This is a genomic window from Aeromonas sp. 25-248, from assembly GCF_053005425.1.
Map to the genome: position 1 here is coordinate 18009 of NZ_JBRKTB010000003.1, position 14477 is coordinate 32485.

The 14477-nt window shown below is 63.5% G+C and carries 12 protein-coding genes and 1 pseudogene; 7 read left to right on the plus strand and 6 right to left on the minus strand.

What is annotated here, in order from left to right:
• Positions 1-204: 204 nt before the first annotated feature.
• Entirely contained in the window at positions 205-960 is a 756-nt protein-coding gene (locus ACVDHI_RS06595) for a DUF429 domain-containing protein (RefSeq protein WP_042863935.1), read from the minus strand.
• A 77-nt stretch (positions 961-1037) separates the two neighbouring features.
• Positions 1038-1601, minus strand: coding sequence for a VC2662 family protein (locus ACVDHI_RS06600; RefSeq protein WP_010674879.1), 564 nt, complete (start codon positions 1599-1601; stop codon positions 1038-1040).
• A gap of 303 nt (positions 1602-1904) precedes the next feature.
• Between ACVDHI_RS06600 and ACVDHI_RS06605 the strand changes: the two genes are divergently transcribed.
• From ACVDHI_RS06605 to ACVDHI_RS06625, 5 genes and pseudogenes are all read left to right on the plus strand, one after another.
• Positions 1905-2255 (plus strand): phasin family protein, encoded by a 351-nt coding sequence (locus ACVDHI_RS06605; RefSeq protein WP_039040883.1) that lies wholly within the window; start codon positions 1905-1907, stop codon positions 2253-2255.
• A 95-nt stretch (positions 2256-2350) separates the two neighbouring features.
• Positions 2351-4138, plus strand: coding sequence for a class I poly(R)-hydroxyalkanoic acid synthase (locus ACVDHI_RS06610; RefSeq protein WP_447211878.1), 1788 nt, complete (start codon positions 2351-2353; stop codon positions 4136-4138).
• Entirely contained in the window at positions 4135-4539 is a 405-nt protein-coding gene (locus ACVDHI_RS06615) for a MaoC family dehydratase (protein ID WP_324063431.1), read from the plus strand. The genes ACVDHI_RS06610 and ACVDHI_RS06615 overlap by 4 nt, the downstream gene beginning before the upstream one ends.
• Positions 4540-4704: 165 nt before the next feature.
• Complete coding sequence (gene ybcJ / locus ACVDHI_RS06620) at positions 4705-4938, plus strand: ribosome-associated protein YbcJ (RefSeq protein ID WP_010674882.1); 234 nt, start codon at positions 4705-4707, stop codon at positions 4936-4938.
• Positions 4939-5085: 147 nt separating this feature from the next.
• A pseudogene (locus ACVDHI_RS06625) lies at positions 5086-5160 on the plus strand (ribosome-associated protein); the annotation flags it as partial.
• 38 nt (positions 5161-5198) lie between these two features.
• Here ACVDHI_RS06625 and ACVDHI_RS06630 read toward each other — a convergent pair.
• Positions 5199-5672, minus strand: a complete 474-nt coding sequence (locus tag ACVDHI_RS06630) for a DUF4442 domain-containing protein (RefSeq protein WP_010674883.1) — start codon at positions 5670-5672, stop codon at positions 5199-5201.
• A gap of 427 nt (positions 5673-6099) precedes the next feature.
• Between ACVDHI_RS06630 and ACVDHI_RS06635 the strand changes: the two genes are divergently transcribed.
• Complete coding sequence (locus ACVDHI_RS06635; RefSeq protein ID WP_042016562.1) at positions 6100-7281, plus strand: hypothetical protein; 1182 nt, start codon at positions 6100-6102, stop codon at positions 7279-7281.
• Between the two features lie 54 nt (positions 7282-7335).
• Here the strand turns inward: ACVDHI_RS06635 and ACVDHI_RS06640 are convergent, their stop codons facing one another.
• From ACVDHI_RS06640 to ACVDHI_RS06650, 3 genes are all read right to left on the minus strand, one after another.
• Positions 7336-9087 carry an ABC transporter transmembrane domain-containing protein gene (locus tag ACVDHI_RS06640; RefSeq protein ID WP_447211879.1) on the minus strand — a complete coding sequence of 584 codons (1752 nt, stop codon included), beginning with the start codon at positions 9085-9087 and terminating at the stop codon, positions 7336-7338.
• Positions 9088-9196: 109 nt separating this feature from the next.
• Positions 9197-10933: an ABC transporter transmembrane domain-containing protein gene (locus ACVDHI_RS06645; RefSeq protein WP_447211880.1), complete on the minus strand. Its 1737-nt coding sequence runs from the start codon at positions 10931-10933 to the stop codon at positions 9197-9199.
• Between the two features lie 139 nt (positions 10934-11072).
• The gene (locus tag ACVDHI_RS06650) at positions 11073-13871 is read right to left on the minus strand and encodes a hybrid sensor histidine kinase/response regulator (protein ID WP_041211503.1); all 2799 of its coding nucleotides are present in this window, start codon (positions 13869-13871) and stop codon (positions 11073-11075) included.
• Positions 13872-14024: 153 nt separating this feature from the next.
• Between ACVDHI_RS06650 and trxC the strand changes: the two genes are divergently transcribed.
• Positions 14025-14465 carry a thioredoxin TrxC gene (gene trxC / locus ACVDHI_RS06655; RefSeq protein ID WP_041215078.1) on the plus strand — a complete coding sequence of 147 codons (441 nt, stop codon included), beginning with the start codon at positions 14025-14027 and terminating at the stop codon, positions 14463-14465.
• Positions 14466-14477 lie beyond the last annotated feature (12 nt).

The following is a 14477-nucleotide window of genomic DNA, read 5'->3' on the forward strand; positions in this document are numbered from 1 at the left end:
CGGCAGTCGGCAGTCGGCAGTCGGCAGTCGGCAGTCGGCAGTCGCAAAATAAGGCAACAAGGGCAAGGGTCAAGGGGACGTCGGAAGATCACAAGGACGAACGCGGCCTGCCCTTGCCTGACACCGTGGCAACGGCAAGCCATACGAAGTGGCGACAGCAAGTCGCCAGCAGTCATCAGAGGGAGCGCGGTGCCCTTGGGCGTCTCAATCCCGGGCGAAGTGGTAGACCCAGCCTTCGTCCGGTGCCATCTCCTCCGGCAGGTCCACCAGAGCAGGCAGCGAGGTGACGACCCCTTCAGCCGCATATTGCAGGGCCATCAGGGCGCAGAGCGCGGCATCATAGGGATCCGTTCCAGGGATGAGGATTGCTGGCAGGTGGGGTTGCAGCTCGGGCCGCACCGCAGAGGCTTTGCCCCCCATTTTGGCCAAGGCGGGATAGACCTCCAGCACCGCGCGCCCGGCAGCCCTCGCCTGTTTTGGCACCAGTTGCAGATCCCCGAGACGCGGCAGCATGGAGAGGGCCAGGGTGGCGTTGTTGCCGAGCCTGTCGAAGGTTGCGGAGAGGGGCTTCTTGCCATAGTGCTGATGGAGCCAGCGCTCGCAATCCCGGTAGGCGTAAGGGTTGTCAATCTCCCGCTGAGGCACGGGAAAGCCGCTCCCCCGCCCCGCCAGCAGATCGGCGAGGGCGCGGGGAAAGGCCAGGGGCGCATCGATGCCGAGAGCAAGGCGCGGGCAGGCCAGCACCTGCATCAGCGCCACCTCGTCTTGCAGGGCCGGGCGCAGCAGGGCATCCAGATCCGGCGCGACCCGGGAGCTCAGCCGAAACAAGGGGGAGATCCCGAGCCAGTGCAGACGGGACTCCCGGGCCTGCCAACCCACCACCGCCACCGCCTGGGCATTACCCTGCCAGCCCCTCACGTCCCAACCGATGCCGATGGCGTCCATGTGTTCCGTTGTCATGCCCCTGTTACCTCTGTGCAGCCTTGATGGAGCACAGGGTAATGGCTGCCCCTCCTAAAGCAAGGGCAAGTTGGCCCCTAGAAGGATTTCTTGAAGTTGATCAGGGGCAGAATGGGGAAGATGCCGTTCTCGGCGTAGTTGGCCAGGCCAATCTGCAAGCCGTCCAGGTGCTTGGTGGCATTGACGAACCCCAGCTGGAAGGTGGTGCGTTCGGCATAGTTGACGAAGCCGACGTTGGCCAGGGCATTGCCCTGGGCGATGTTGACCGCCCCCCAGTTGAGCCCCTTCACATTGTTGGTCAGGTTGACGAAGCCCAGATTGAGGCCGGTATCCTGCCCTTCGTGCCAGTTGACGGCGTTGATGGCGACCCCGCCAAACTGGTGGCGCACCCGGCTCGCGCCAAAGAACACACCAAGCTGCAGGCCGGTGAACTGATCCACATCGGAGAGGGCGAACACCGGCAGATCGATCCCCTTTACCTGGCCGGTGCGGCCGTAGAGGAAGGAAGCCCGTGCTCCTTCCACCTGATTGGACGAGGGCAGGTTGACACCGGGCAGGGAGATCTGGACCGGCGTGCTGGCCTGGGCGACACCGGCGAGGGTCAGGGCACCACAGCCGAGCAGCAGGGCGAACGGTTTCATCGGGGATTCCTTGTGAAGAGGGTGTGGCTCAAGGGTACCAGCGCAGGCCCCGAGGGACGAGACCCCGACCCTTTCCCTGCGTCACCTCTCGTCTGAATCCGGGGATGGCTCTCTCGGCGGATTGGAAAATTCAAACAGAAACTAACATTTATGTCATTTACACCAAAGGTGGATTGGTTGCAGAATGCTCAAACGTGTGTTTGAACAGAGCAAACAACACGTAACACAGGGATGACGTGCTGTACCCGCAAGAAGGGTCGATTGACCCGCAAAAACAGTGTTCTGCCGAACCGGAGACCCATGATGAATATGGACGTGATCAAGAGCTTTACCGAGCAGATGCAAGGCTTTGCCGCCCCCCTCACCCGCTACAACCAGCTGCTGGCCAGCAACATCGAACAGCTGACCCGGTTGCAACTGGCGTCCGCCAATGCCTACGCCGAACTGGGGCTCAACCAGTTGCAGGCCGTCGGCAAGGTGCAGGATGCCCAGAGCCTGGCGGCCCTCGGCACCGTGCAGCTGGAGAGCGCCAGCCAGCTCTCCCGCCAGATGCTGGATGACATCCAGAAGCTCAGCGCCCTCGGCCAGCAGTTCAAGGAAGAGCTGGATGCCCTGACCGCAGATGGCATCAAGAAGAGCACGGGCAAGGCCTGATAACCCCTGGCTGCCCGTCTTGCGGGCAGCCACATCTCCCCACGACTCGACAGAACGGGCAAGTGCCCGCCTCGGGCGTGGGTGAAGGAGAACACATGAGCCAATCATCTTACGGCCCGCTGTTCGAGGCCCTGGCCCACTACAACGACAAGCTGCTGGCCATGGCCAGAGCCCAGACCGAGCGCACGGCCCAGGCCCTGCTGCAGACCAGTCTGGACGATCTGGGCAAGGTGCTGGAGCAGGGCAGCCAGCAGCCCTGGCAGCTGATCCAGTCCCAGATGAACTGGTGGCAGGATCAGCTCAAGCTGATGCAGCACACCCTGCTCAAGAGTGCAGGCCAGCCGAGCGAACCGGTGATCACCCCGGATCGCAGCGATCGCCGCTTCAAGGCCGACGCCTGGAGCGAGCAACCCCTCTATGACTACCTCAAGCAATCCTATCTGCTGACCGCAAGACACCTGCTGGCGGCGGTGGATGCCCTGGAGGGCGTGCCCGAGAAGAGCCGGGAGCGACTGCGCTTTTTCACCCGCCAGTACGTCAACGCCATGGCTCCCAGCAACTTCCTGGCCACCAACCCGGAGCTGCTCAAGCTCACCCTGGAGTCCGACGGCCAGAATCTGGTGCGCGGCCTTGCGCTCCTGGCCGAAGATCTGGAGCGCAGCGCCGATCACCTCAACATCCGCCTGACCGACGAGTCCGCCTTCGAGCTCGGCCGGGATCTGGCGACCACCCCGGGCCGGGTAGTGCTGCGCACCGAGCTCTTTGAGCTCATCCAGTACAGCCCGACCACGGCGACGGTGGGCAAAACCCCGGTGCTGGTCGTGCCCCCCTTCATCAACAAGTACTACATCATGGACATGCGCCCCCAGAACTCCCTGGTGGCCTGGCTGGTCGCCCAGGGGCAGACGGTCTTCATGATCTCCTGGCGCAACCCGGGGGTGGCACAGGGGCAGGTCGATCTCGACGACTACGTGGTGGACGGGGTCATCGCCGCCCTGGACGCCGTGGAGGCGGCCACCGGCGAGCGGGAGGTGCACGGCATCGGCTACTGCATCGGTGGCACTGCATTGTCACTCGCCATGGGCTGGCTGGCGGCGCGGCGCCAGAAGCAGCGGGTGCGCAGCGCCACCCTGTTCACCACCCTGCTGGACTTCTCCCAGCCAGGGGAGCTTGGCATCTTCATCCACGAGCCCATCATCGCGGCACTGGAGGCGCAAAACGAGGCCAGGGGCATCATGGACGGGCGCCAGCTGGCGGTCTCCTTCAGTCTGCTGCGGGAGAACAGCCTCTACTGGAACTACTACATCGACAGCTACCTCAAGGGCCAGAGCCCGGTGGCGTTCGATCTGCTGCACTGGAACAGCGACAGCACCAACGTGGCGGGCAAGACCCACAACAGCCTGCTGCGTCGACTCTACCTGGAAAACCAGCTGGTGAAGGGGGAGTTCAAGATCCGCCACACCCGCATCGATCTCGCCAAGGTGAAGACCCCGGTGCTGCTGGTGTCCGCCGTGGACGATCACATCGCCCTCTGGCAGGGAACCTGGCAGGGCATGGCGCTGTTCGGGGGCGAACGGCGCTTCATTCTGGCCGAATCCGGGCACATCGCCGGCATCATCAATCCGCCGGATGCCAACAAATACGGCTTCTGGCAGAGCGAGGCCGAGGCGGACAGCCCGACGCAGTGGCTGGCGGGGGCGACCCACCAGAGCGGCTCCTGGTGGCCCGAGATGATGCGCTTTATCAAAGACCGTGACGAGGCAGAGCCCGTCCCCGCCCGGCAGCCTGCCGAGGGGCTGGAGGCAGCCCCCGGCAGCTACGTCAAGGTACGGCTCAATCCGGTGTTTGCCGGCGTCAGGAAGCAAGAAGAGGAACCCGCATGAGTACACAACCCCTTGCCGTGGGCCAGAAAGCCAGCCTGACCAAGCGCTTCGGCCCGGCCGAGGTGGCGGCCTTCGCCGCGCTGTCGGAGGACTTCAACCCCCTGCACCTGGACCCGGACTTCGCCGCCAGGACGGTGTTCGAGCGCCCCATCGTCCACGGCATGTTGCTGGCGAGCCTCTTCTCCGGGCTGCTCGGTCAGCAGTTGCCAGGCAAGGGGAGCATCTACCTGGGCCAGAGCCTCGGCTTCAAACTGCCGGTGTTCGTGGGGGACGAGGTGACGGCGGAGGTGGAGGTGATTGCTCTTCGAAGCGACAAGCCCATCGCCACCCTGGCCACCCGCATCTTCACCCAGGGCGGCGCCCTCGCCGTGACGGGGGAAGCGGTGGTGAAGCTCCCTTGAGCGCCAGTGGCACCCAGAGACACAACCAGCCCGGTCGGGCTGGTTTTTTTGCCTGTGCTAGCCCCTTTTTCGGGGCAATTGGGCCCGGGCCCTTTCCCTGCCCCGCCTAACTGCCTAGAATGAGCCCCCGCTGTTTCAGCCATTCATCCAGCTAGAGGATTTCCCATGGAGACGTTTCTGCTCGAAGGTCACCCCTTCGTTGCCTTGTGTGACCTGATCAAGCATCAGGGTTGGGCCGATTGTGGCGGTGCCGCCAAGGCGCTGGTCGCCGAGGGCCTGGTGGAAGTGGACGGTCAGGTCGAGACCCGCAAACGCTGCAAGATAGTCGCCGAGCAGGTGGTCAACTTCAACGGCATGAAGGTAGTCGTGAAGGAAGGCGTCAGCCCCGAGATCCTCTGATTCTGACACCCTGCCACGCAAGCGCTACCCAGCACAGTGGCCGCGCAGGTGGTCAACTTCAACGGCATGAAGGCCGTGGTGAAGGAAGGGAGCAGTCCCGAGATCCCCTGATCCTGACGCCCGGCCACGCCAGCGCTACCCAGCACAGTGGCCGAGCGGATGGTAAACTTCAACGGCATGAAGGTAGTCGTGAAGGAAGGCGTCAGTCCCGAGATCCTCTGATCCCGGTTTGAACAAGGGCGCCAAGCGCCCTCTGGCCTTCAGCTGGCCTTGATGGAGAGGGTCAGCACGAAGCGGGCCATGGCCTCGTCGCCGTTGCGCGACGGGCAGGTGGCCACCACCTGGATGGGGCGGTTGATGCGCTGACCGCTCGCCAGGGACTCGTCGATCATGGCGTCGATAAGCTCCCCCGCCGCGCAATCAAACTGCACGTCCCCCTCCGGGCGCTTCAAAAACTCCCCCTGCACATCCTTGAAGGCAAAATGCACCTTCTTGCGCCGCGCCCGCCCCTTCTCCATGACCAGGAGCCCCCCCACCAGGTCGGCACCGGTGGCGAGCGCCCCGAAATACATGCTGCCCAGGTGGTTGCGGGTGCGCCAGCCCAGCGGAATGCGGATGCGCAGCGCCCTGGCGTCCATCTGCTCGATGACGGGGGCACAAAAACCAATGACGGGAATGTAGCGCCAGGCGAACAGACGCAGGGCGAGGTTGGCTTTGAGGCGTTGCAGGTCCATTGCAAACTGATCCGATGAGTGAATGTGACGCAAATGTTGCCAGCCTGCATCCCGATAGACAAGCCTCCCGTGCCATCCCTGTGAGCGGGCCCCCAAAGGGTATTTGCAAAATTCATGCAATGGCCAGGTTCTATTTGTCTGGCAAATGATAAAACCGGCCTTTCCTGACCCCGGGTCGCCCCTCTCTTTCCCTTTTCCGGATTTTTTCAAGGTCCCGCCCCGGATGACGGGACCATGACAGCCATATCCGAATGAAACACAACAAGAAATACTCCCCGTCAGGGGGCTAGCCCAGGATCCCGCCCCCGCCACTGGGATTATTCGCAGTAACCAAACCCCCTCTCCCTCGCTAGGCTGTTGCTGGCCCGGAAGTAGCCACTCGGCACCGGGTCAACCCGTCTACCAATCTCACCATAAGGATAGAGAGATGAGTCACGTGCAACAGTTGTTCAACGGGGGCGAGAGCGCCGGTACTTTCCAGCTCAACTTCAACAACAACCGTGCCTACGAGCTGTTTGGCCGGGAGTACCTCAAGTGCTATGCCAACCTCAGCGCCAAGGGGAAGATGAGCAAGCCCCTGCCCACCGGGCCGCTGAGCTACACCGTCGACTTCGCCATGGATTGCGGCTGCAGTTCGGTGCTGTTTGACTTCAACCTCGCCTACAAGAAGACCTTCGGCAACCAGTTGCAGGCCCCCCTGTGGCGCGAGTCGGACTACGAGGCCGAGCTGGTGCTCTGCCAGCTGGTGCGCGAGGCACCGGCCAACCGCCTGAGCAACCATGATCAGTTCGCCGAGGCCGAGGCCTTCTTCAACGACGTCAATCTGCCCGACACCGTCCGGGCGGTGGGCAATGATCCCTATGCCGACAAGGACGGCCTGGTGGAGTTCATCGTGGCCAACGAGCTGCTGGACGATCCCGCCGTCATGGCCAAGCTGGCGGAACAGAAGGCCTACCTCATCGCCATCACCTCCGTGGTCACCGCCTACATCAACCGTTACGCCGAAGCCTATGGCGAGCAGTACAAGACGGACGCGGATCTCTGGGCCAGGGCCCTCTCCAAGATCCCCCTGATGGGGCCGAGCAAGATCGATCAGCAGAGCTACAGCCGCCACATCAAGGGGCTCAGCATCGCCACCGACTTCATCAACTTCATCATGGACGTGGTGGTGAGCCAGGGCACCACGGCGCTGGCCAGCTTCAACAAGTTCCTGCAAAAGCAGGGGGATGCCATCCGCTTCGGGGTGGAGAACAACAAGGACTTCTACAAGACCATCACGGTGGGGGTCACGGTGGAAGTGTTCAAGGTGGGCAACGAGCTGGTCTATGTGCCGAAGATCAAGCAGTACCGCGTCAACTTCGACCGCCAGAACAGCAAGTTCACCTCCGCCTGTGCCAGCGCCGAGTTCGTCGACATCTACTTCAACTACCTCTATGCCGCCAACGTGTTCGACTACGAGGCCCTCAAGGACCCCGAGATCAAGCGCGACTTCGACAGCTTCATCCAGAAGCAGCGCAAGGCACAAATTGAAGAAGCGGATACCTTCTTCAACGATGACTTCCCGCCCCTGGAGCCCAAGCTGGTCAGCCGCAGCAAGGTCACGGTGTAACCCCGCCAGTCAAAAAAACAGCCGGCAGATGCCGGCTGTTTTTTTAGGTGGGCCTCAGGCCCGTTTCTCTTCAAGCCAGGCCCCCTGGCTCTGCATCTCGAACAGCTGGGCATAGTGTCCTCCCAGCGCCATCAGCTCGCCGTGGGTGCCGCGCTCGCTCACCAGCCCGCGGGAGAGCAGCAGGATTTCATCGGCATCCACTATGGTGGAGAGGCGGTGGGCGATGGCGATGGTGGTGCGACCACGGCGCGCTGCCGAGAGCGCCTGGGAGAGGGCGAGCTCGGTCTGGGAGTCCACGCTCGCGGTCGCCTCGTCCAGGATGAGGATGCGCGGATCCCCCACCAGGGCGCGGGCAAAGGAGAGCAGCTGGCGCTGGCCGGCGGAGAGGTTCTTGCCCCCCTCCTCCATCAGGGTGGCCAGACCATCGGGCAGGTGGCGCACGAAATCGGCCAGCTGCACCTCCTCCAGGGCCTGCCAGAGCCGCCCATCCTCGATGCCGTCACGCCCAAGGCGCAGGTTCTCGGCCAGGGTGCCGACGAAGATGAAAGGATCCTGCTGCACCAGGCCGATGCTGCGGCGCACCGCCGAGAGGGCCAGGCCGTTCATGGGGAGATCATCGAAGTGGATGCTCCCCCGATCCAGGGGGTAGAAACCCATCAGCAGGCTGATGATGGTGGACTTGCCGCTGCCGGTGTGGCCCACCAGCGCCAGCATCTGGCCCGGCCGGGTGGCAAAGCTCACATCTTGCAGCACCTGCTGCTCCCCGTCGTAGGAGAAGCCCACCCCGTCGAAGCGTACCCATCCCTCCAGGGGGCGCACCTCCCCATCGGTGCTCTCGCGGGTTTCATCGAGCAGGGCGAACACCCGCTCCCCCGCCACCATGGCCTGCTGCAACTGGTTGAGCTGGTTGGTCATCTCGATGAGGGGCTCGATCATCCGCCCCAGATAGCTGATGAAGGCGTAAAGCACCCCCACCTGGATGGCCCCCGCCGTGCTCAGCCCCTCGTGGGCAAACAGGGCCAGCAGACCGATGAGCACCATCATGTAGAAGAGATCGATGAGGGGGCGCAGCAGGATGCCGTTGATCTTGAGGCTCTTGATCCGCGCCTGCCAGTGCTGCTGGTTCACCCCGGCAAAGGCATTGGCGAAGTGGCGCTCCTGCACCATGGCCTGGATCACCGGCATCCCCTGCAACGACTCGTTGAGACGGCTGTTGATGTCGGAGAGCAAGGATCGGGTCGCCCGCACCACGGGCACGCTCAGTTTCTGGTAGAGCCACATCACGGCCCCCACCGCCGGCAGCAGGGTGGCGCATACCAGCATCAGGCGCAAGTCCAGCAGCGCCATGGAGAGCAGGATGCCGCACAGGAGCACCACTTTTTGCACCAGGAGCCCTATCACCTGGACATAGAGGTTCATGATCGCCTCGGTGTCGTTGGTGATGCGGGAGATGAGGGAGCCCGAGCGGTGCTTGTCGAAATAGCGGGCAGGCAGGCGGATGGCGGTGGCGAACACCTGCTCACGCAGGCGCTGCACCACCGCCTGGGCGATGCGGTTGAAGCGCAGGGATTGCAGATAGAAGCCGGCCGCCGACAACACCTGCAACCCCAGATAACCGGCGGCAAGGGCGGCGATGATGCCCCACTCCAGCCGGCGCGGCGCCAGGTAGTCATCGATGAAGAGCTTGATGAGCAAGGGGCCCGCCACCTCGGCGCCGGTGGCGAGCAGCAGGCAGATGCCCGCCTGCACCAGCCAGCGGGGGTAGCTGGCGCAGTAGGCGAGCAGCCGTTTGATGGTTGGATTCACAGACTTGCCTCCAGCGCAACGTTCCACGGGAATTGACTCTCTTTGCTCCCCTCTCCGATCGCGGGAGCCGGGCGGGGGGTGAAGGAAACCAGGGGTCTTGTCATCCTGTTCACAGGCTCTCCTCCACGTCCTGCTCCAGGCGCTGGTAGCGGACCATGTCCGCGTACCAGCCGTTCCTGGCCATCAGGGCCTCGTGACGGCCCCGCTCGCTGATCGCTCCCTGCTCCAGCACCAGGATCTCGTCCGCCTGCTCCACCGCCGTCATGCGGTGGCTCACCAGCACCAGGGTGCGTTTGTGGACCTTGAGGGCCAGCAGGATCTGCTGCTCGGTGTGGGCATCCACCGCCGAGAGGGCGTCATCCAGCACCAGGATAGGGGCATCCAGCAGCAGGGCGCGGGCGATGGCCAGACGCTGCTTCTGACCGCCGGAGAGGGTCACCCCCTTCTCCCCCACCTCGGTTTCATACCCTTTGGGGAAGCGACTGATGTCGTCGTGCACGCAGGCGATGCGCGCCACCCGCTCAATCTCCTCCCGACTCGCCTCGGGGCGGCCCAGGGCGATGTTGGCCGCGATGGTGGTGGAGAACAGAAACGGCTCCTGGGGCACATAGGCAAACTGGCTGCGCAGCTCACCCAGCGACAGTTGCGAGATGGGCACCTCTCCCATGCGGATCTCCCCGGCCGTGGGGTTGGCCAGGCGCATCAGCAGCTTGAGCAGGGAGCTCTTGCCTGCCCCGGTGCGTCCCACTATCCCCAGCATGGCGCCAGACTGCAGGGTGACATCCACCCCCTGCAACAGGGTGCGCTGCTCCAGCCGGTAGCCCAGCCCCAGCACCCGCAGGGGAAAGGCCGAGGCCAGCGCCACGGGATGGGCCGGCTCCTCGATGTCGCTGCGCTCCCCCAGCAGGCTTTCGATGCGCGAGTAGGCGGCGCTGCCCCGCTCGATGATGTTGAACAGCCAGGCGATGGCGAACATGGGCCAGATGAGCTGGCCGAGGTACATGGTGAAGCTGGTGAGCTCCCCCAGGGTCAGCTTGTCTTGCAGCACCAGGGCGCTGCCCCCTGCGACCGCCAGAAAATAGGAGCAGCCGATACACAGGTAAATCACGGGATCGAACTTGGCGTCGATGCGGGCCACCGCCATGTTGCGCTCCCCCGCCTGACGGGTCAGCTCGGCAAAGCCCTCGTCCTCCAGGGATTCGACCGCGTAGGATTTGAGCACCCGCACCCCGGAGAGGGCCTCCTGGGTCTTGTTGTTGAGGCGGGAGAAGGCCCCCTGCGCCGCCTTGAACTCCTTGTAGATCTGGGTCCCGAAGCGGTTCATGAAGAAGGCCATCACCGGCAGGGGCAGCAGGGAGAGCAGGGTCAGCTGCCAGGAGTACTGGCTGCACATGATGGAGAGCACCAGGATGCCGACGATGAAGGAGTCCACCAGGGTCAGCACCCCTTCCCCTGCGGTCATCTCCACCGCCTGGATGTCGTTGGTGGCGTGGGCCATCAGATCACCGGTGCGGTGGCGCTGGTAGAAATCCGGGCTCATGCGAGTGAAGTGGGTGAACAGCCGGTTGCGCAGCACGTAGGCGAGCCGGTAGGAGGCACCGAACAGCATGACCCGCCACACATAGCGCAGCAGGTAGATAAGCAGTCCCAGGCCAAAAAGCCCCGCCAGATAACCGGTCAGGGTGCCGCTGTCCAGGTCACCCTTGGCGATGCCATCCACCACCCAGCCCACCACCTTGGGAGGGATCACGGTCAACAGGGCCACCAGCATCAGCAGGGAGATGGCCACCAGATAACGCCGCCACTGATCCTTGAAAAACCAGCCAAGCCGCAAAAATACGCTCACAGAGAAGTCCTTGGTCGCGGCGCGCTGCCGCGTGATCGTGAAGAGAAGCTCAATACAATCGCCCCCTGGCGGGGGCGAACGAGTGGGTCATCATAGCCTGAAGCGGGTGACTTGAGAACGATTGCTATCTTCCCCTCCCTCAGAGCCGCTTGTCGGGGGGCGAAAACGGGAAGGCGACCGACTCCTGCTGCTCCCCGGTGAGCAGGAAGTGGGAGACCTCCTCCCGGGTCTGGGTAAAGACCTGCTGCAACTGGTTGAGCTCCCCCTCGCTCAGCTCCTCCTGCAGCCGCAGCCGCCACTCCAGCTCCCCGGCCAGCAGTTGCAGGCGGGAAGCGGAGATGTTGGCCGAGACCCCCTTCAGGGTATGCAGCAACCGGCACGCCACTTCGGGCTGCTGGCGACGCAGGGCGGTGCGGATGTCCCACAGATCGTCCTTGTGCTCGGAGAGGAACAGCTTGAAGAGGATCTGCAGCGCCTCCCTGTCATGCTCCAGCCGGCGCAGGGCATCCTCCAGATCCAGCACGCCCATGAGGGCCGGCGGCTTGACCTCGATGGGCACCTTGGGCTCCCCGCCGCTGCTCTTCACCCATTGCAGCAGGTTGTTGTAGAGATCGAGCTTGCTCACCGGCTTGGTGACATAGCCGTTCATGCCGACGCCAAGGCAGCGCTCCCTGTCCCCCGGCATGGCGCTGGCGGTGAGGGCGATGATGGGCACATCGTGCTTGTCCACCATCTTGCGGATCTGGCGGGTGGCATCCAGCCCGTCCAGCACCGGCATCTGCAGATCCATCAGGATGACGTCGAACGGCTGCTCCGCCACCTGCTCCACCGCCTCGCGGCCGTTGTCCACCACGGTGACCTTGGCCTCCACCCGGCGCAGGTACTCCAGAATGAGCTGCTGGTTGACCCGGTTGTCCTCGGCCAGCAGCACCCGGGTACCGCGCAGCAGCTCCCGGAACTGCTGCTGATCCCCCTGGGCCTCCGCCTGGCGGACCTTGCTGTCATGGGAGCTGCCGTTGAGCAGTTCGTCCACCTTGGCCAGCAAGGCGTTTTCGGTCATGGGCTTGGCCAGGAAATGGGTCAGTCCCATGCTCTCCATCCGCCCGTGCAGCCCCTCCCTGGACCAGGCGCTGGTCATCAGGACAGGCAGGCGCCGCCACTGGCTGTGCTGGTACATCTCGAGGGCCAAGTCCAGGCCATCCTCCTGACCCATGCGCCAGTCGAGGATGGCGAGGCGGATGTGATGCCCCTCTTCCCGCAGCACCTGACGGGCGCGGGAGAGGCTGTTGACCGTGATGACGGACGCCCCCGCCCGCCCCAGGATGTCCTTGGCCAGTTCCAGCACCAGCTCGTTGTCATCCATCATCAGGATCAGGGGCTGGTGATCGAAGAAGACCCTGCGCCCCGAGACCCCGTACACCGCCTGGGAGATGGGGATCTCGAACAGGAAGGTGGAGCCCACCCCGGGCTTGCTCTGCACGGTGATCTCCCCTCCCATCAGCCCCACCAGTCGCTGGGAGATGTTGAGGCCAAGCCCGGAGCCGCCATATTTGCGGGTATTGCCCGCCTCCAGCTGGGTAAAGGGCTGGAACAGCTGGGCCTGCTTCTCCGGGGCGATGCCGATGCCGGTATCCCGCACGCTGAAACAGACCCGCATGGGATGCTGGCTGGTGAGCGTAATGGCCACCTCCACCTCGCCCCGCTCGGTGAACTTGATGGCATTGTTCACCAGGTTGACCAGCACCTGACCGAGGCGCAGCGGATCCCCGCGCAGAAAGTCGGGCACGGCGGGAGACTTGTTGATGATGACCTCGATGTGCTTGCGCTCCGCCAGATCCGCGAACATGGCGGCGAGGGAGTCGAGCTGCTCGCTGAGATCGAAGTCGATCTCCTCCAGGGTCAGCTTGCCGGACTCCACCTTGGTGAGATCCAGGATGTCGTTGATGAGCAGCAGCAAGGTGTCCGACGAGGATTTGATCTTGTTGAGATAGTCCCGCTGCTGGGGATCCAGGCTGGTTTGCAGTGCCAGGGCGCTGAAGCCGATGATGGCATTCATGGGGGTGCGGATCTCGTGGCTCATGTTGGCCAGGAAGTCGCTCTTGGCCTGGGCCAGCAGCGCGGCATGGCGTGAGAGCTCGCTCAGCTTCTGGTTGCGGCGCCACAGGGTCGCGGCCACCAGCGAGAAGCAGAGCAGCGCCCCCCCCAGCACCATCAGGTAGAAGCGGCTCTTGAGGGAGGAGGCCCGCTCCAGCTTGCTCTGCTTCCAGGCGGGCAGCGAGCTCAGCCCCTTCATCTCCACCACCTGATTGCGCAGGCGATGGTACTCCATCACCTGCTGATTGAACTCCTGGCCCAGCCGAACGAGGGCCGCGACCCTCGGCTGCTCGCCATAGCGGTCGAGCAGGTGCTGCTGGAGTTGCAGCAGTTGCCGCTGCTCGTTCTGATCCCAGCTGCGTCTGAGGTAGTGGTGCAGGCGCATGAGTTCGGTCAGGTCGCGGTACTGCGCCTCACCGACCGGCAGGGTGCCTTGCAACGCCTTGAGCTGGCCCTGGAAGCGGGGAGCCAGATACTCGATGGTCATCTCCATGGTGTAGAGCCTGGCGAGATCCAGCAGATAACCGTCGATGTCCCGCTGCAACGCCTGGGAGCCGGGGTCGTCCACCGACTCCGGATCCTCGTGCACCAGCCTGACGAACCTGTCCAGGTGACTGGAAAGCAGGCTCAGGCGCTGCTGTACGCTGCCATCGCTGGCCTTCTCGCGCCCCAGCAGATAGACGGTATCGGTATTGACCCGATTAAGCACCATCTCAGCCGCCACGCTCAAATCGAAGGCACGCTGCTGCTGGCTGAGCAACTGCCAGCAATAGGCAGAAAAGCCCACCAGCGATACGATGATAAGGCCAAAGACAACACGATTGGCCCGTGCAACACTCTTCATCCCGTCTCGATTCTCATGTCATGGTCGGCCATCCGGTGACATCAGGTCACGGCCGGAGGCCAACTGTGAAAAACCACTGAGTGCTATGTTACCGTTAGTCGGCGCTCTGATTGCAATAAAGATGTTGCCGGGCCATGAAATAAGGAAGCAATTATGTCACTTGTCACCACCTATTGTAGCCAATGCTTTACCCGCAACCGCCTGCCTGTCGAAAAAGCAGACTCAAACGCGAAGTGCGGCCGCTGCCGTCACCCCCTCTTCGAACAAACCCCGGTGGCGGGGCGTCAGGCCAGCTTCGATGCCCTGATCCAGTCCGACATCCCGGTGGTGGTGGACTTTTGGGCAAGCTGGTGTGGCCCCTGCCTGCAGTTTGCCCCCGTCTTTCAGGAGGTCGCCCGGGAGCTTGAGCCCCGCCTTCGCTTCGTGAAACTCGATACCGAGCAGGAGGCCGCCATCGCAGGTCGCTATGGCATCCGCAGCATCCCGACCCTGATGGTCTTCCAGCGGGGGGAGATCCTGGCACAGCGCAGCGGCTCTCTGCCCAAGAGCCTGTTCAAGGAGTGGCTGCTCTCCTTCACCTCCCCCGTCAAATGAAAATGAAATGTT